This window comes from Staphylococcus sp. GDX7P312P (assembly GCF_008385775.1).
Lineage (GTDB): Bacteria > Bacillota > Bacilli > Staphylococcales > Staphylococcaceae > Staphylococcus > Staphylococcus haemolyticus.
In genome coordinates this window covers 1-19,443 of sequence record NZ_VUKI01000027.1, presented here as the reverse complement: position 1 = coordinate 19,443, position 19,443 = coordinate 1, and the positions used below count along the sequence as shown (strand labels likewise).

Here is a 19,443-nt window from a genome sequence, read left to right as displayed (position 1 = left end):
ATGGCTCAAAAGAATTACTTAGCAGTAGTTAGACCGGCTAAAGATAAATTAGATCCAACTGATGCTTTGCTATTAGCTGACTTACAAGAAGGTGGCCACACTATTGAGAATGACTTAGCTGAAATCATTCGTGGCGGTAAAACAGATTACGGCGTAAATGCAGTATCTGAAGAATTTAAATTAACTATTGGTAACATTCCTGGCGACAAAGGAATTGAACAAGTTAAAAAAGCAATTAAAAATGGCGAACAACTGCGTGTATGGTTGTATGAACATAACAAACGTGATGACGGTAAATATCATGGTGTATTTGCCTACACAGTGCCAGAAAGTTACGAAATGTCATTCGACGACGAAGATAACAAAATTGAATTAACGTTAAAAGTTAAATGGAACTCAGCAGAAGGAACTGAAGCTAATCTACCACCAGAATGGTTTGAAGCAGCAGGCGCACCTACTGTTGAATACGAAAGTTTTGCGGAAAAAGTTGGTTCATTTGAAGAACAGCAAGCAGCTGCTTCAAGTGGCACTGGCGCTTAATTATATATTTAGGGGACATCTGTCCCCTTATTTTTTTATATAAAATTTGAAAAGAGGTATACATTTTGACTGAATTTAATCCAATTACAACGCTTACAATCAATGATAATGAAGTAGAAGCTAAAGCATTATTTGCGTTTGACATTAAAGCAAAGAAGTTTGCAGAAGATACGAAAGATAAGGACGGCAAAACAGTTACTACACCTGGTTTTAATGTGATTTACAACGGTATTTTGGAACGCGACACGGTTGCTATTGCTAATTTTTGGGAGTGTGCTACTGCATATTTAGGTAAAAATGCACCTTCTAGAGATGAAATTGAAACAGCTTTAATTGAAATTATCGAAGAAAAAGAGGACACGCTTGAATTATTACAAGGTGCTTTAGATGTATTAAATAATAGTGGTTTTTTCAAGCAAAAATCTCGAGGGTTCTGGACGCAAATGAACAAAGCGCCTCAAATGGCGAAGGGCGAGGACAAAGAAACAACGAAAGCTGGTATCGAGTTCATGAAAGAGAACTACAAAGAAATCATGAACGTGGAACCTTACTCAACTATTCAGAAATAAGACAATTAACGAGTAGGTTTATAGGTTATCTGCCTGATAATGAATTGACGATGATGACACCTAACGAATGGAAAGATTGGATAATAGGTGGTCAAGATAAGTATTTAGATCAGAAAGAGTTAATGATACAAGTTGCACAAGCTAATGGTCTTGTACAAGCTGGTAAATCATTAAAACGAATGACTAGAGATATTGAACGTCAACGATTTGAAATACGTAACCCTGGTAGTTATGAACGTATTAAACGTGCAGAACTTGAACATGAAAAACGTAGACGAGAGTTGTTCAAATCAGGTACTAAGCGTTGGTTAGAAGAACAAAAACAGAAAGGAGAGTGAATAAGTGGATACTAATTTTATGGCTAAAATCATGGCTAATATACGTGACTTTCAAAATAACGTAAGAAAAGCGCAAAAATTAGCGAAAACATCCTTGCCGGATGAAATTGTTGTAGAGATTAACGCAAAACTTAAAAAGTTACAAGCAAAATTAAAGAAAGCTAAAGGTATCTTGAATGCCTTACCTCGACAGAAAGAAGTGGAGATAGACGCAAATACAAAAGAAATACAGTTTAAGTTGAAACGTCTGACAACTTCACTTTATAGAATGCCAAACGAAAAAAATATAGATATCAATACTGAAACGAAAGAAAGTCAATATAAAATAAAGCGACTAACTACTTCGCTCTCAAGATTACCAAAACAGAAAAGTACTGAAATTATAGCTGAAACAACTAAAGCGCAGTACAAGCTAAAAAACATCACTCAAACACTTTATCGATTACCTAAACAAAAAAGCATTGATGTAGATGCGAATATCAACAAGGCTCGATACAAACTCAAAAGTATTAATATGACGCTTTCTAGGTTACCAAAAAACAAAGATGTTACAGTCGATATCAAAGGTGATAATGACAATTTAAAACGTGCAGTGATTAGTGCTAAAGCTATGTTAGCTATGTTACATGATAAAACGGTACATGTTGATTTTGATACAAGAGGAATGACTAGAGCGCAAGTATTAACTAGAGCGTTAGGTAATTCTTTAGATGAATATGGCGATAAAATGGACGCTTTAGCTACTAAAATTAGAACGATTGGTACTGTTTTTGGTCAACATATTAAAGGTGTAATGATAGCTAGTATTCAAGGCTTAATACCTGTTATTGCTGGTTTGGTTCCAGCTATCATGGCTGTATTAAATGCAGTTGGCGTGTTAGCAGGCGGTATATTAGGTTTGGCAGGTGCATTTAGTATCGCTGGTGCAGGTGCTTTTGCGTTTGGTGGTATGGCAATTAGTGCTTTGAAAATGCTTAAAGACGGCACACTGCAAGCTACCGCAGAAACTAGACGATATCAAGCGTCTTTAGATCAAGTTAAATCTACTTGGGAAAGTATCATCAAACAAAATCAAGCGCAGATATTCAATACTTTAGCTAACGGTTTAAACACAGTAAACGTTGCTTTAAGTCGTATGAAGCCATTCCTTGCAGGCGTTTCTAAAGGCATGGAACAAGCGTCTAAAAGTGTCTTAAAATGGGCTGAAAACAGTCAAACGGCTAGTAAGTTCTTCAATATGATGAACACAACAGGCGTTAAAACATTCAATACTTTATTAAGTGCTGCTGGACGTTTTGGTGACGGTTTGGTTAATGTATTTACCCAGTTAGGACCATTGTTTTTATGGACTGCTAAAGGCTTAGACAATTTAGGTAAAAAGTTCCAAAACTGGGCTAATAGCGTAGCCGGTCAAAACGCTATCAAAGCATTTATCGAGTATACAAAAACAAACTTACCTAAAATAGGGCAGATATTTGGTAATGTGTTTGCCGGTATCGGTAATTTAATGGTTGCATTCGCACAAAATAGTGCAGGCATCTTCGATTGGTTAGTTAAAATGACCGGCAAATTCAGAGAATGGTCTGAGCAAGTTGGTAAATCGGAAGGTTTTAAAAAGTTTGTGCAATACGTACAACAAAACGGGCCGGTTATAATGCAATTAATTGGCAATATTGTACGTGCATTAGTTGCATTTGGCACTGCAATGGCACCTATTGCGAGTGTGATTTTACGTGTAGTAACTGCGTTTGCTGGCTTTATCGCAAAATTATTTGAAACACATCCGGCTGTTGCTAAGATGGTTGGTATTGGTATGATACTAGCCGGCATTATGTGGGCGTTACTAGCACCAATTATTGCGGTTAGTACGTTTATAAGCAGTGGTTTCGTTGCTGCGTTGATACAAGCGGTTGGACACATAGGAAGATTTCTAGGTGCTGGAAGAATACTTCAAGGTATTTTAAACATCTTACGTGGTGCATTTAGCTTATTAGTTAGTCCAATAGCTAATATAGGCAGATTATTACCATTATTAGGCACTGCATTTAGTGCTTTAACTGGACCAGTTGGCATAGTCATTGGCGTTATATTAGCTTTAGTCGGCGTTATCGTATACTTGTGGAAAACGAACGAAGACTTTAGAAATATGATTATAGGTGCTTGGAACGGTATCAAAGATGCTGTTTCTGGTGCAATCAGTTCTATCGTTGGCTGGTTTGCTCAATTGTGGGCATCTATCCAACAAACATTACAACCGATTATGCCAATTTTACAACAACTAGGTCAAATGTTCATGAACGTTCTAGGCGGCTTAGTAATGGGTGCTATCCAATTAGTAATAGGAGCATTCCAATCATTATGGCTAGCTGTATCAGTCGTATTTACTGCTATTGGTGCTATTATATCGTCGGTAATTCAATTAATTGTTGGTTTGTTCACAGCGTTTATCCAATTGTTAACTGGTGACTTTAGTGGAGCGTGGTTAACTTTACAAACTACAATACAAAACGTAATGATGACCATTTGGAATGCGATTGTTTCAATTTGGACACAAATATCACAATTTATATTTACAAGTCTAAATTCTATACTCGGTATGAATATCACAAGTTGGTCTCAAATTTGGTCGGCAATTGTTCAATATGTCACTCAAATTTGGAATAGTGTAACGCAATGGTTTGGACAAATGGCACAGTCTGTTTGGAACAAAATGGTACAAGCGTATAACTATGTTGTATCAACTGGTGCGCAATGGGTAAGTTCTATCATAAGCACTTTAGCAAGATTTGTATCATCTGTGATTAGTGGCTTTATCAGAGTAGTATCAGCTGTTGCATCACATATGGCTCAAGCGTTATCAAGAGTAATATCTGTCGGCGCGCAATGGGTATCAGCAATTATTAGTGCTATGGCTAGATTTGTTTCTGCCGTAATTAGTGGTTTTGCTAGAGTGGTTAGCGCAGTAGCTAACGGTATGTCACAAGCTGTTGCTCGTGTCCGTTCATTCTTTGGCGAAATGGTAAGTGCTGGCGCATATATTATCAGTGGTTTAGCACAAGGTATTGCGAGCGGAGCAAGTAAAGTTATTAGCGCAGCGGTCAACGTAGCAAAAAGCGCGATATCTGCAGCTAAAAGCGCCTTGAGCATACACTCACCTTCTCGAGTATTTAGAGGTATAGGTCAATATGTATCTCAAGGCTTAGGAATGGGTATCTTAGCTGACCAACACAAAGCAGTAAATGCAGTCCGTAGTGTAGCTAGTAATTTAACTGAGGCATTTGCCCCAGAATTATCAACGGACCTAACAGACAGTTTAGGCGGTTCGTTAAATGGTAGTGTCGACGCTCACATGACTAAAGATGTTAGACATAGTATGCAAGAGAACAATCGCCCAATCGTTAATATAACTGTGCGTAACGAGGGTGATGTAGAGTACATTAAATCTTACATTGAAGAACAAAACGGTAAAAACAGTAGTATGGGCTTGTAAAGGAGTGTTATTATTGATTGCTCACGACATAGAAATAATTAAAGATAATAAAAAGTATAAAGTCAGTAATAACACTTTTACTGGCTCAGTTTTAGAAGTAGTATCCTATGACGTTAAAGGTTCAGGATATGATCGTGAATACAGTACAGTCAATGGCGCGCAAGGTAGATTTTTCAACTCTGTCTATGAAGAAAAGAAAACAGTTAGTCTTAGATTGCGATATCAAGTAGACAAAATGGCTCAAGTGGCACATCTTAAGTCAAATTTACAAGCATTATTACGTGGTCAATATTATTTGCGCGAATTATCTGCACCAGACACATCTATTAAATATGAAGATATATTCAACACACAACCACAAGAATTTGAACTTGATTATGTAGACGGTAGACAAATTTTTGTTGGTCTAGTTAATGCGATTTCAATCGATACTACGCAAACGGCTGGTGAGTTTGAACTTGAATTTGAAACCATTGAGCTACCTTATTTTGAAAGTATTGCTTATAGCACTGATTTAGAAAGTGAAAGTAGAAGTGTTGAAAAATGGGCAGTATCGGATAACTTACCGTTTAATGTCAACGATAATAAACGTAAATATACTTTCCACGATACAAAAATATGTAATGTTTATTATGCTGGAACTGTCGAGATCAATCAAATTAATCAAGATAGCACAGTTGAAGTGACGTTAGCGGAAAACGTATCTAAAGACGATAAAAACGGTACTACTTTTTATATGGTAGAAAGTGGAGATGTCATTAATATCAAAGGTTTAGAGCTAAAAGCAGGAGATACTATCAAATTTGACGGTATCCACACTTTCAGAAACGGTTTAAACATTGATGCCTATAATGTGAGCAGACGTAATCCTACTTTAATACCTGGTTGGAACACGTTCAGAAGTACCAAGTTGATGCAAAAAGTCGTGTTCAAACACAAAGAATATTATATGTAGGGGGTGACGATATGACGGTATTATTAAAAACATTACAAGGTTACGGTCAAAATTTACCGGTCGAAACGGAATTAAATATTAAATTATCTGACACAGATAGTACGTTAACGATTGTAATTGACGAAAATAAAGGTACGTTCGATGCTATTGGTGCGATTACAAAAATGTGGACAATAACAGGCGTTGCTGGTCCTGAAGATGAAAATGAGTATCGTATTGTAATGCTCGATAAAGAAACTCGAGGTCAAAAAAGCAAATTAACGATAGAAGCTAGGCCAGTAGAAATTGACGACCTAAACAATAATCGTGTGTACGAAATTTATAATGGTAGTTTTACTGGCAAAGCATATTTCGATTTAGTTTTTAAAGGTACAGGGTACAAATATAACTTACATGCTAAAGTATCATCTTCGAAATTTGAAAATCTTGGTAATTGCGATACAAATCTTGATTTATTTAAAAAAGGTTTGGAACGATATTCACTAGAATATGAATATGACGCAAAAACTAAAACGTTCCATTTATACGATTACATCGAATACAAACCAGAGTATTGGATAAAAGCAGGTGTAAACGCTAATAATATCAAAATACAAGAAGATGCTACTAAATGTTTTACGTTTATAAAAGGTTTTGGTGGTTATACAGATCAACAAACTTACAATGAGGCAAGTTTGCAATTTGAATATACGTCACCGTTAGCTGATGTTATTGGAAAAAGGCATGCGCCACCTGTTCAAGATGGAAGAATTACAAAAGAAGATACTTTAAAAAAGAGTATGGAAAAGGTTATTAATGATAGTATCAAAACATCTGTAACACTCGATTTTGTATTGTTAAAAAAGTATTTTAAAAATGCTATACCTAGGGTTGGCGATGTTGTTAAAGTGATTGATGATTTAATGGGTTTGAATGTTGATTTAAGAATTATCGAAATCACAACTAAACGTGACATAAATGGAAATATCATAAAAATGGACTTGGTACTAGGTGAGTTTAGATTGCAAGATAGATATGTAAAAGCGGTTGGTAAAGCTGCTAAATACGTTACTAACTTAAAAACAAATAACCCTGCTAAAACACAACAAGAAATGCAATCACAGACAAACGCTAACACAAAAACCACACAAGATTTATTGGGTAAAACAGATGATTTACAAGCGAAACTCGATAAAGCAAATGCCAAAAGCGTAACTACTTCAAACGGAACAATTGTACATGATTTCTCAAGCAAATCTAGTATCAAGAAGGTTAAAACCATAGGTACAATTGGTGATAGTATTGCTAAAGGGTCATTAGCTAAAAGCAACTTTACTCAACAATTAGCTAAAAAGATTAAAGCAAAATATACTAATCTTGCTGAAAGTGGCGCTACCATGAGTGATATTTACCAACAAGCTACTAAAATCAAAGGAGATTTAATTATCATACAAGGTACTGATGATGATTGGGTCAAAAACATAGATATAGGCACTGATAAAACGGATATAAAAACGTTTTACGGTGCCTTTTATAGTGCGGTTGAAATCATCAAAAAGAATAACCCTAAAGCGAAATTATTGGTAATGACACCTACAAAACAGTGCTATATCGTAGATAAGAAAATCACACGTAGAGATACCGACAAGAACATTTTAAATCTAACTTTAGAAGATTATGTAGGCGCTCAAATAGACGCATGTAATGAGTTAGATATACCAGTTTATGACGCTTATCATTCATCACAATTTAAGCCAAATATCCCTTCTTATAGAAAAACTAGCATGCCTGACGGTTTGCACCCTAATGAGAATGGACACGAAGTTATTATGTATGAATTAATCAAAAACTTTTATGGCTTTTATGGCTAAGGAGGTCAAAAATGTTAAATTTAGATAATTTGATTACACGATTACATTCATTCTTTAGTTATAAATTTATCGACCAGTTACAACGTAATTTTGAAGATATAAAATTATGGGCTGATAGTTCTAATAAAGCATTGAATGATCATAAAAAACAAAAAGATGATGCACATACCAGTGACCAAATTAAGCATGTTACTAAGAAAGGACAAGATGTTTCACTTTCTGATGCATTGAATTACCACAATGAGAAAGTAACTAATTTAGTCTTAGGTCATAACGGTAATGGCATGCAAGAATTGAGAGCAAGTCGTACATCAATGGATGCAGAAAGTTTTGATGACTTATCAGGACGGTTGTATCACGACTTTTTAAGAGAAGAAAATGAACGTAAGAATTTACGTGAAGAATTACTGAAGAAAATTCAACGTGTGGTAAATGTAGATGACTTTGGAGCAGACCCAACAGGTCAAAAAGACAGCACACAAGCGTTCAAAGATGCATTAGGTTACGGTAATGTAATGGTTAACATGAGTGGTGGTACTTACCTTACAACAGGTATTAAAATGCCTAACAACTCACGTTTAGTAGGTCAAGGTAAGGATATTACAACAATTAAATTTATGGACAGTACACCAGCTGAGAATATTGGTATTACTAACTTACGAATGAGTGGGCATGCCGAAAATATCTCACTAGAGAACTTTACTTTTGACGGTAATAAGTTTAGACAAAATAAATCACTCAAGCCAACAGGTGGTTCACGTTCAAGCAATATTCGATTTGCTGGTGTAACGAATGGTTACATTTACAATGTTAAATCGCATAGTGCGTTGTTACATTGTATTGACGTAACTTATGCAAATGATGATTACTACTACGAAGGCGATGGAAATAGAGTTCCATATGCATTAGAAAGTAAACATATTCATATTGATAATTGTGAAACACATGCTTGTGGCGATGATTCTATCACTACCCACCATTCACGTTATATCACAATTACTAATTGCTATGCTCATCATCCAACAATTACTGGTGGGAATAACAACGGTATTGAAATTGATGACGGTTCACAATTTGTGTTCTTATCAGATAATAGAACTGAAGGTAACTTCGGTGGCGTTGAAATCAAAGCACATGCTACTGCTAGTGCTGCAAGATGTGTATTTGTTAATAACCACGTATCTATTGAAGATTTAAGAGCATATAACATTCGACACATTGGCCATCATAGATCTAAAAAGGATGCTAAATCTAAAACAGCTTATGATGTGGCATTAAACAACTGCGTGGCTTTATATCCTAAGTACAATGGAGTTTATCCTGGCTCTACACCTAGAGCATTATTAATCAGTGCTTACAAAAATGTATCAATTAATAATTTCACTGCAATCGGCGATAGTGATTTTGGAAAATTAGATAGTGGCAAAATAGATACAACTATGCCAGTTATCGCAGTTCAATTTATGGCAGAAAACGTAATATTAAACAACATTAATATCACAGGCTTCAAAAATGCAGGTACTGATATTAAATTCTTTGGTGGTTCTAACAGAGGTACACGTTTTATTGTAAGTAACGTTAATATTTACAATTCTTCACCTAAGATTGGTATTGCTAGTGGTTCGGGTATTTATGATCTAAAAATTATGAACTGTAACCTTAAAGGCACTGGAACAGGTAAAGGTATTGAAACATACAACAATACTACAATTATTTCTGGTGTAACAGCAGATAACTATACAAATGGCGCAGTTATTGCTGGAGAAAAGTACAACGTAGTTCCTACTGTTTTAAAAGGTGGCGCAAGTATTGCTTCTACTGGTGGTGGAGGAGTTGCAGATGTAAGTGCTGTAATTGCTTCTACTGGTGACTCAAAAGCATATAGCAATCGTAGTTATGTAATTGGCTCTGGTGGTGGCTCTAAAGCCTACGGTTCACGTTCTAGTGTTATGAACTCATTAGAAAGTGAAACGCAAAAAGGCGGCCACACTCAAATTGTAATCAACAGTCGTAAGGTAAAAGCACCGGGGAATTATCATATTGTCGGTGGTTATTCAGATAAGGGTAGTCCTTCAGAAAGTAATATTAAGTTCGATTTAAGCACTTTATCGGGAAATTTAACTTTAGCTGGTAAATTAACTCAAAACAGCGCTGACATTGCCGAATTATACGAGTCTCAAAGTGGCGAAGCTATTCCATTAGGTACAATCGTTACATTAGATGCTGGTAAAATCAGAAGAGCGCAACCTGGCGAGCCTATTTTAGGTGTTATTTCTGGTACTGCTGCATTAGTGGCAAATGATAAATCATATCATCATAAAGATAGATATTTAGTTGATGACTATGGTGTTTTAGTTACTGAACACAAACAAGTATCATATACAGACGATGACGGTAATGTTCATTATGAATGGCGTGATGTTCCAGTAGAAAACCCTAACTATAACCCTAGTTTACCTTATGTATCACGTTCAGAACGACCTGAGTGGAACGCTGTCGGTTTGTTAGGACAAATTTATACTAATGTTGACAAAAATGTTATTGCTAACGACTTCATTAATAGTCGTGCTGGTATTGGCTATACAGACAATACTAATGGTAAAGGTTGGGTGCAAGAAATTACTTCACCTTATTCAGAAGATAGAGGTTGTGCAATCGCATTAGTAACGTGGGGGGTTAGATAATGGAATTAGAAAAAATAGCTAAAGTAGATTTAGAAGAAAGTGCATATTTAAAACCGGTATCTGATAAAGGTATTGGTTTTTATAATTTAGATAAAAATACTGCACAATTCCAATTTAGAGTTACTAAGAATGATAAACCGTTGTTGATTTCAGATAAAAATGTTAAAGGTTATGCTTTCTTTAAAGCTATGAACGGTACTGAAAGTCAACGACCTAGTATTTCCGGAGTGTTAGATGTCGATTTCATTGATCCAATGCGTGGGTTAATCGGCGTAACTGTTCCGGGTTGGTTCCTAAAAAGTGTTGTTAATTCAGAAGTGTTAGGAGAAGTTTACTTATCGCTTAACGACTATAACAACTTAGGTAAAGATGACACAGTTGTATTAGGAACGTTCTCGTTCACTGTTCGTGATAGTTTAGTTAATCAAATTGATAGTGACATTAAAGTATCTTACATTCGTATGTTTGATGAACTTCGTACAGAAATAGAAAGTAAAGTGCAAGAATTAAAACAAGAAATTTCAAACACAACTGATTTAGTAAGTGAAATTAATCAAATTGTAGAAAATGCAAAAAGCAAAGTTATTCAGATTAGAAATGAAAGTATTTCAGCGATTGATACAGCAAAATCTGATGCAGTAAATACAATTACTTCAACAAAAGATAATGCTATTCGTGATATTGAAGCCACTAAATCACTTGTAACCGGCGATTACGAAACAATCAATGCAAGTATTCAACAATCGATTAGTGACGCTAAAAATGAGTTTGATGTTAAAAGCGATAATGCTAACCAAACGATTGATAGTAAAATCAATCAATTTAATGAAATGTTACAAACAGATGGGTTTGCCACTGGCAATGAAGTGGATGACAAAATCAATAGTTTAGATTGGCAAAAACTTAAACTAACTAATGATGATGGTACAAATTTTTATGACGCTGCTCTACAAGTAGATTTTAATAATGGTGAACAGTTAATAGCTTTACCTATCGGGACAAGATATGTTGTTCAAACCTCTAATAACCCGGAGAAGACTAATAGTAACGGTTGGTTAACAAAGTATGAAAGAAAAAGTGGCGTTATGCTTATACGTTATCAGCCTTACAACTCAGCTGTTATATATCAAAAGAGATTTTTTAATGGTTGGAGTGAGTGGGAACGTGTAGGCTCTGATGTCGTTGATACAGGTTGGATCAATTTACAAATAGTCAACGGTTCTACTCCTAACGATGGACTAATTGCTAACGGTGGTTTTACAAGTGCCTATCGAACAATTACACAAAATGGTATTACTAAAAAAATGATTAGATTAAATGTTACTAATATTGCTCATGGTCAGACGATTGCAATGTTACCTAAAAATTTTGTTAAGAACTTAATTTTCTTCAGCATTAGCACACCACGTTCTAAATATTTAGGGCGTATTGCTTTAAACCCGTCAGGTTTAGTTGACTTTAGTGCAGTAGGAGATGCATCGGTGTGGAAAGACACAGATTATGTTTATGGGCAATATGAATGGACGGAGTGATGATATGAAAGTAGTTTATTTATGGAAGAACGGACAACAAGTTTTAGTATTTTCAAATAGTGACGGAGAATATGTCTATCCTAAAGATAAATGGACAGAACAAAAGCCTCCAACAGGTATCTACGCACCTTTCTATTACGATGGGAAATCATGGATAGGTCAATCCAAAGAAGATTTTGAAAGCAACGTAGAAGTTCCTGAAGTCGAACCGGATGAGAAAGATTTAGTTATCGCAACACTATCAGAAACAGTATTAAGTCAACAAGAAGAAATAAAAAATGTGCGAAAAGATATAGCTAGTATTTTAGAAATATTGTTAAGTAATGGAGGCACACCTAATGTATAGATTAGTAAAACGATATTATGACATGAAGTTATTTTCTTTAGATAGAGTGAAACAAGCAGTGGGCGTTAAATGGATCACTGAAGAAGAATATAAAGAGATTACCGGTTTTGATTATGAGCCACTAGCAGAGTAGTTAGTGGCTTTTTATTTTAAGTAAAGAAGGTGTGATATGAAAAATAACATGAAAGATTTGACCTTAGCTGAAACCGTAGCGTCGGTAATGGTTTTTAGTTATGGTTTTAGAGAATTTTTAAGAGGTTTCTTTTGGTTTAAAGAACAAGATGACGTTTTAGATGATAGTTCTTTTTATTTGGCATTACATCACATTCTGCCTATATGGGGTTGGGGAATTATTGTGATGGTAGCAGGTTTGATTGTTATGATTTCAGCAATTTTTGTTGCTTCAAGTGACCAAAATACTAAATTTAGCAATCTCATTACTGTCGGTGGTTTTATATCTGCTATCCTTTACTTTTTAATGACTAGTGCTAGTATTTATCATTCTATAAACTGGCTAACTACTGCACATATGGGATTGATGTCAGCAATAGGTTTTGTTTTGTCCTTTATTGGAGGTGCTGACTTATATGCCAGAAGAAAGTAAATATGTACTACGTCATGAGTGGATGAGTAGTAATGGTGAGATTTATAAAAAGATCAACGAAAATGACAAGAAAAACATTGAGGCTTTAAGTGATTTAAAAACCAAAGTGGAAACACAAACTACGTTGCAACAAAGAACCTACGAAGAACAAAAGGAAACGAATTCTAATATTAAAAACCTCACTCAAGTTATGACTAATGTAGGAAATGAAATGACAGATATAAAATATAAAGTTATGTCACATGATGAAAAAATTGAATCAATTCAAGGAACAATAGAAACAAAACAAAAAGGAAGTGTTCAAATAATAGTAGCGCTCATCGGTTTAGCTGGTTCGTTAGTTGGCGCTGCTTTTGCATTTGCACAAATCTTTTTTTAAGTCGGCACTTTTAGTGTCGGCTTTTTATTTTGCATAGAAACGGGGTGCATATATGGGATTACCAAACCCGAAAAAAAGGAAACCTACTGCGTCTGAAGTAGCAGAATGGGCAAAAGCGAGTATAGGAAAAAGAATAGATATCGATGGATACTATGGCCCGCAGTGTTGGGATTTACCTAACTTTATATTTCAAAAGTATTGGGGTTTTAGGACATGGGGTAATGCAGTTGATATGGCTTATTACAAATACCCCAAAGGCTTCAGATTTATAAAAAACACGCCTGATTTTGTCCCTTTACCTGGCGATATCGCAGTTTGGCATCCTGGTAATGGTATTGGTTCGAACGGACATACCGCCATCGTTGTTGGACCATCGAATAAGAAAACGTTTCGTTCAGTAGATCAAAATTGGGTGCATAAAGAATACCCACCAAACTATAATTGGGGAAGCGCAGCAGCATACGTAACACATAGTTATACAAGCGTTACAGGTTTTGTGCGTCCAGCTTATCAAAAAGAAGTTAGAAAGGCGGGTTCTAAACATCAAACGACCAAACCTAAAACGCCGACTGACGTTAAACCGGAAATTAAGCCACAAGATAGCTCTAAAGATGTTACGTCAACCGGTGACGCTAAAAAACCTCACTTTAAAGAAATTAAAAAAGTCCAATACACTGACTTTCTATACTCTCTAGATAAAGAGTTGGAATACAACGACCATTTAATCGTAGATGACGGCAATTTGATGACTAAGCCTAAAGGTATATACATCAAAGAATGTCCTCATTTACGCGATGTTGAAGAATTGTACCTGCAACGTAATAGGTTTGTCAGCAAAGATGAATATCCACACGTTTATATTGATCGTGAACAAATATGGACGCCCAGACCGCCTGACACAGAAGCGCCCTCGCACCCAGGTTGGTTAGTTCTAGAAGTTTGTGGCGCACAAACAGAAAGTAAGCGTCAATTCATGCTAAACCAACTACAAGCATTGATATACGGTGTATGGTTGATGAGTTGGTCAAAAATCAAATTATCAGAAAGCACAATTAAAGCAGACCCTAATATTTGGCGTTCAATGAAAGATTTAATCGATTACGACATGATAAAAAACGGCATTCCTGACGAAAGTAAGTACAAAGAAGTCGAGAGCAAGATTATTGAGATGTACCTCAAAAAAGATAAGTTACTAAAAGAAAAAATAGTGACAACTACAAGTACGAAAATAATCAAAATTAAATCTGACAAAGAGGCTAAAACAACTAAACCGACAGTTACAACGCCATCTACTTCTAAATCTAAAAAAACTACGCCATCCAAACAAACTAAAGCTAAGGTTACAGTAGAAAAGAGTAGCTTTACATTCACTCAAGCGCTTAACTTACAGATGAGTAGAGGGTACCCACAAAAAAGTAATGGTTATAGTTGGTACTTCCCTAGCCGTTCAGCTGTTAGTGCAGCGATGAACCCTACATCTATATGGAATAGCTCATCACAACGATACCAGATGCTTAATTTAGGCAAGTATCAAGGTATTAGCGTATCAAAATTGAACGTTATCTTAAAAGGACGTGGAACGTTATCAGGACAAGGTAAGGCGTTTGCAGACGGTTGTAAAAAATATAACATCAATGAGATATATTTGATTGCGCATGCGTTGCTGGAAAGTGGTAATGGTACAAGTAACTTTGCAAGTGGTCGTTATGGTGTATATAACTACTTTGGTATAGGCGCTTATGATAACAATCCTAACAATGCTATACCTTTTGCACGTAGAAGAGGTTGGACGACACCGGCAAAAGCAATTATCGGTGGCGCTAAATTTGTTAGACAAGATTACATTAACAAAGGACAAAATACATTATACCGTATGCGTTGGAACCCTAAAAACCCTGCCACACATCAATATGCAACAGACATTCGTTGGTGTGAACATCAAGCAAGCACAATATACAGTTATTACAAAAAAATAGGTTTAAAAGGTCTTTACTACGTTAGGGACAAATATAAATAGGGCTATCTACTGTGAGTAGGTAGCCTTTAATTATTCAAAGAAGGTGCATATATGATAATCAAAATGACAGATGTAGAAACACATATCAACCCTAGAAATGTTGATATAGGGGACATTGGTAGTCGTTTCTATACAGAAGATGAAAATACTGCATTTATCAGAATTAGAATTAATTATAATGGCAATCCAGTTGATTTAACTAAAACAGATATGAAACCTAAACTCGATTTATTTATGGAAGACGGTTCTGTATTCATTAACGAAAAAATCGAAGTATTAATTCCTGAAAGTGGTTTGATCCAATACGACATACCCTCTAACGTGATTAAACATATTGGGAAAGTAAATTGTAAGTTATTCATGGAGAGCAACGAACATTCTGTTCATGTTGCTAATTTCTCATTCTCAATTGTTGATAGTGGTGTAGAGAAAGCAGTAGCAAAAGAAATCAATCTAGATTTAGTTAAAGATACAGTTAAACAAATTATATCTGAAGATTTGACTGTTTTGTTGAATGATGGCTTTAAAGATGAATTAACTAGTTATTTAGAAAAATACTTATCTACACATAACGAAGAGTTTAAAGGTCCAAAAGGTGATGAAGGACCTCAAGGCGAACAAGGACCACGAGGCCCGCAAGGCTTACAAGGACCTAAAGGAGAACAAGGCCCCAAAGGCGATAAGGGCGATAAAGGCGACCCATTTAAATACACTGACTTTACCCAATCGCAATTAGACGCATTGAAAGGACCTAAAGGTGATAGTGGTTCTGGTAATACAAATATAGATGACACAGGTTGGGTAGATATTGTGTTAGAAAACGGTGTAGTGGCATATAATACATTATCTACTCCTAAATATAGAGTTATTAAATTAAATAACATTGCGCATGTTTACATCAAAGGTACTGTAAATAATTTAACTGCAGCACGTACTACAATCGGTCGTATACCTTTAGAATACACTGATAAAGAATATCCAATAGTAGATACTTATATAAGTGGTAATACAACTTTTAAAACTTTTGATATTAGTCAATATACCGGAGCATTATCAGTAACGTTTGGTAGTGTACCGACCTCTTCGACTTACGTTAAATTTTACGCTCATTGGGTAATTTAGGAGGATTAATATGTATAAAAAAATATTTAAAAAAGAAGATGGAACACCTAGTTTAATAGAAGGCGATGAATTTAATTCTGATATTTACACAGATATTCAACCACCTAATGGGTTATATCAACCTATTCATTTTGATGGTAAAAAATGGATAGGGACACCGTATGAAGAATGGTTGAAACAACAACCTAAAGTTGAAGTTGAAGAAGTACCCGATGAGAAAGATATTTTAATAGCAGACCTAACATTACAATTAATGGAAACACAAAATACAGTAGAGAATTTACAGAATGATATGGCAAATTTAACATTACAATTTTTGGAGAGTGATAGTGATGCGTAACATAGGTATTAGATATTATAAAATGGGCTTATATAACGAAGAACAGTTTGCTTTATTTGTAAAACGAGGGTTCGTTACAGAAGAAGAATTTAAGGAATTAACCGGACAAGAGTACCAAGGCTTAATCAAAGAATAACACTACAAGCTGACCTTTTTAGGCCGGCTTTTTATTTTGAATAAGGAGTGGAAGAAATGGAAAGTATTATTGCATTTGCAACAGTGATTTCAGTTATCACAATCGCATTAACACAATTAGTTAAGCAAGCTGGAGTACCTAAAAATGTTGTACCTTTAATTGCTATTGGTATTGGTATCGTTTTAGGTGGTATTACAGCTTTTATACCAGAAATTGTTACCGAATTATCGATTGGTGGTCGTTTGCTTGCTGGTTTGATTAGCGGGCTAATGGCAACAGGCATTTGGGAAACTGTAAGAACACGTACAGGATCAACTAAAGATAAAAATAATAAAATTGGTGGAGGTCGTGCATAATGGCAGAAAAATGGAATGGCGTTCCCGTTAAATATGATTTTTTACCGATTGGGACACGTAGAAGTGGGCAACCCTTAACAAGTAAAAAACCATTATTTGCGGTAGCACATGATACAGGTAATCCTGAAACAACAGCACAAACAAACGTGAATTATTATAAAAATACGTATATGATTGATTGGTCGATTGTTGCTAGCGCTCATATATTCGTTGATGATAAGGAATGTATTGTCTGTATTCCAGTTACCGAAAAAGCATGGCATGTTTTATACAATACACCGACAGACAATCAATGGTATAACGCCGATGCAAATGATGTAGCGTTTGGCGTGGAAGGTAGTTACTTCCCTAGTAGTCAAAAACGTTCTCGTAAGTCATTAGATAATATGGCACGTGTATTAGCTTATTTATGTAACTATTGGGGCATTGATTACAAAACAGAAGTGCCGGGACACCAAGACATTCAAGATGATAAAATTGATCCCGGAAACTTATTAGAGGCTTGCGGATATTCACGAAACGTTAAGCATTTAGATAAACAGATTGCTAAATATATTAATGGCGTTAAACCTGCACCAAGCAAGAAATTATCAACGAAAACAAGCAAAAAGCCGACACCTTCGCCACAAAGTGTGGTTAAGTATAAACAAGCAATTGAATACATGCACAGCTTGAAAGGTCAGTTTGTAGACTTTGATAATATGTATGCTTTTCAATGTGCTGATGTCGTTGTAGACTTCATATATCATGTGACAGGTGGCGTAAGATTTTATGGTAATGCCAAAGAATTGCATACTTTAAATGCTATGCCTAAAGGTTGGAAAGTAGTTAAAAATACAAGAAATTATGTTCCTCCTATTTGCGCTATTGCAGTGTATACTGAAGGTATTTATAGAGAATGGGGACATACAGGTTTAGTTTGGGACAATTCGGGTGGTACAAATACATTCACAATCTTAGAGCAAAACTATGATGGAAATGCCAATACACCAGCTAAATTGCGTGAAGATGATTATACAGGCTTAACCCACTTCATTGTTCCAGACTTTGCTGATGATAGCGTAGATTTAACAGATATTAAAGAAGTTAAAACAGCGACACGTAAATCAAATGGATCATTGACTATAAATGCAACGCCTCCTAAAAAACTTACATGGAGTAACCAACCATACTTCAAAGCTGTTGCAGATAATGCTGGTGTAAGTATTTGTAGACCAAATCATAACAATGTCATGGTTGTTACAAACGAAACATACAAACCGGGTGAGGTATTTTATGTTTATGAAATTCGTGATGGTTGGGCTAGAGTATACAGTGCTAGCAATAACGGTTTTGTATGGTATGAACGTCTTATCGTTAAAGATATTTATAAAACTTCAGGTGGAAGTAAATTAGCGAATAAACCGAATAAACAAATAGTTAATCAGAAAAACAAACTAGATAGCACTACTGGCTTAAAAGTAGGTAACATTCCTCCTAAAACGATGAAGAAATCATCTAAAGCTAAATTTAGAGCAAGAGTTGACCATTACGGAGCCACTTTAGTTAAATTTAAAGGCAAGGAATGGTATACGACAAACGACGTATATAGAGCAGGTTATAACCAATTCTATGTGTTTGAAATTAAAAACGGTTGGTGTCGTGTTTATTCTAAAAATAACAATGGTTATATTTGGCATGAACGTTTAAGAATTACAAAAGTGTATTAACATGTTATAGTAATAGTACGACATTATACAAAGATCTCCAAATTAGGGTAGTCCTAGTGACTGCCCTATTTTTTTATGCTATAATTAAATAGAAATTGCGGTACATATCTGCGGAGTGTATCTGAGTATAACTGTTGCGACGGTTATCTCTTTTGACCTATCTACCATGTTGTAGAAAAGGACTACGATAACGTAATAATCTATTTTGCGTTATCAGATTATGTTATAATTAACTTACAAGGGTTTCACACCCAGTTAAAACTTAATGATCTTTTGGAACAACTCAATTGAGCATGTTCCCTTCCAAGCCACCTAACATGTCACTGGGTGGCTTTTTATGTTACAATAAAGATACCCAGTTTGTGATAATTAAAATAATTATCAGATTTATAAGAGGCAACACTATATTCTAACCACGTTCTTATGAGCGTGGTGTTTTTTTATATAAATATATGGAAGTACACACACTATACATT

At 35.3% G+C, this 19,443-nt stretch carries 18 protein-coding genes; all 18 read left to right on the top strand.

Going from position 1 to position 19,443, the window contains the following annotated elements; genetic code table 11:
• The 18 genes from F1592_RS08490 to F1592_RS08405 all read left to right on the top strand — a co-directional run bounded on the left by F1592_RS08490 (position 1) and on the right by F1592_RS08405 (position 18,967).
• Positions 1–540: a phage tail protein gene (locus F1592_RS08490; RefSeq protein ID WP_149809803.1), complete on the top strand. Its 540-nt coding sequence runs from the start codon at positions 1–3 to the stop codon at positions 538–540.
• A gap of 65 nt (positions 541–605) precedes the next feature.
• Positions 606–1,109 (top strand): tail assembly chaperone, encoded by a 504-nt coding sequence (locus F1592_RS08485; protein WP_011276603.1) that lies wholly within the window; start codon positions 606–608, stop codon positions 1,107–1,109.
• A 50-nt stretch (positions 1,110–1,159) separates the two neighbouring features.
• Complete coding sequence (locus tag F1592_RS08480) at positions 1,160–1,447, top strand: hypothetical protein (protein ID WP_149809804.1); 288 nt, start codon at positions 1,160–1,162, stop codon at positions 1,445–1,447.
• Positions 1,448–1,451: 4 nt separating this feature from the next.
• A complete protein-coding gene (locus tag F1592_RS08475) occupies positions 1,452–4,937 on the top strand; it encodes a phage tail protein (RefSeq protein ID WP_149809805.1) in 3,486 nt (1,161 codons plus the stop codon).
• Positions 4,938–4,950: 13 nt separating this feature from the next.
• Positions 4,951–5,892, top strand: a complete 942-nt coding sequence (locus F1592_RS08470) for a phage tail family protein (RefSeq protein WP_149809806.1) — start codon at positions 4,951–4,953, stop codon at positions 5,890–5,892.
• 11 nt (positions 5,893–5,903) lie between these two features.
• Positions 5,904–7,742, top strand: coding sequence for an SGNH/GDSL hydrolase family protein (locus F1592_RS08465; protein WP_149809807.1), 1,839 nt, complete (start codon positions 5,904–5,906; stop codon positions 7,740–7,742).
• 11 nt (positions 7,743–7,753) lie between these two features.
• The gene (locus F1592_RS08460; protein ID WP_149809808.1) at positions 7,754–10,426 is read left to right on the top strand and encodes a peptidase G2 autoproteolytic cleavage domain-containing protein; all 2,673 of its coding nucleotides are present in this window, start codon (positions 7,754–7,756) and stop codon (positions 10,424–10,426) included.
• The gene (locus tag F1592_RS08455) at positions 10,426–11,958 is read left to right on the top strand and encodes a BppU family phage baseplate upper protein (protein ID WP_149809809.1); all 1,533 of its coding nucleotides are present in this window, start codon (positions 10,426–10,428) and stop codon (positions 11,956–11,958) included. Before F1592_RS08460 ends, F1592_RS08455 begins: the two co-directional genes overlap by 1 nt.
• A 4-nt stretch (positions 11,959–11,962) precedes the next feature.
• The gene (locus tag F1592_RS08450; RefSeq protein ID WP_149809810.1) at positions 11,963–12,304 is read left to right on the top strand and encodes a hypothetical protein; all 342 of its coding nucleotides are present in this window, start codon (positions 11,963–11,965) and stop codon (positions 12,302–12,304) included.
• Complete coding sequence (locus F1592_RS08445) at positions 12,297–12,437, top strand: XkdX family protein (RefSeq protein WP_149809811.1); 141 nt, start codon at positions 12,297–12,299, stop codon at positions 12,435–12,437. Before F1592_RS08450 ends, F1592_RS08445 begins: the two co-directional genes overlap by 8 nt.
• Before the next feature lie 36 nt (positions 12,438–12,473).
• Positions 12,474–12,908: an NfeD family protein gene (locus F1592_RS08440; protein WP_149809812.1), complete on the top strand. Its 435-nt coding sequence runs from the start codon at positions 12,474–12,476 to the stop codon at positions 12,906–12,908.
• Positions 12,892–13,287 carry a hypothetical protein gene (locus tag F1592_RS08435; protein WP_149809813.1) on the top strand — a complete coding sequence of 132 codons (396 nt, stop codon included), beginning with the start codon at positions 12,892–12,894 and terminating at the stop codon, positions 13,285–13,287. The genes F1592_RS08440 and F1592_RS08435 overlap by 17 nt, the downstream gene beginning before the upstream one ends.
• Positions 13,288–13,339: 52 nt before the next feature.
• Complete coding sequence (locus F1592_RS08430; protein ID WP_149809814.1) at positions 13,340–15,304, top strand: glucosaminidase domain-containing protein; 1,965 nt, start codon at positions 13,340–13,342, stop codon at positions 15,302–15,304.
• Between the two features lie 51 nt (positions 15,305–15,355).
• Positions 15,356–16,426, top strand: coding sequence for a phage baseplate upper protein (locus F1592_RS13775; protein ID WP_223197228.1), 1,071 nt, complete (start codon positions 15,356–15,358; stop codon positions 16,424–16,426).
• Between the two features lie 10 nt (positions 16,427–16,436).
• Entirely contained in the window at positions 16,437–16,766 is a 330-nt protein-coding gene (locus tag F1592_RS08420) for a hypothetical protein (protein ID WP_149809815.1), read from the top strand.
• Positions 16,759–16,902 (top strand): XkdX family protein, encoded by a 144-nt coding sequence (locus F1592_RS08415; protein ID WP_149809818.1) that lies wholly within the window; start codon positions 16,759–16,761, stop codon positions 16,900–16,902. Before F1592_RS08420 ends, F1592_RS08415 begins: the two co-directional genes overlap by 8 nt.
• A gap of 56 nt (positions 16,903–16,958) precedes the next feature.
• Positions 16,959–17,258, top strand: coding sequence for a hypothetical protein (locus F1592_RS08410; RefSeq protein WP_053020766.1), 300 nt, complete (start codon positions 16,959–16,961; stop codon positions 17,256–17,258).
• Positions 17,258–18,967 (top strand): peptidoglycan recognition protein family protein, encoded by a 1,710-nt coding sequence (locus F1592_RS08405; protein ID WP_188294687.1) that lies wholly within the window; start codon positions 17,258–17,260, stop codon positions 18,965–18,967. The genes F1592_RS08410 and F1592_RS08405 overlap by 1 nt, the downstream gene beginning before the upstream one ends.
• Positions 18,968–19,443: the final 476 nt, after the last annotated feature.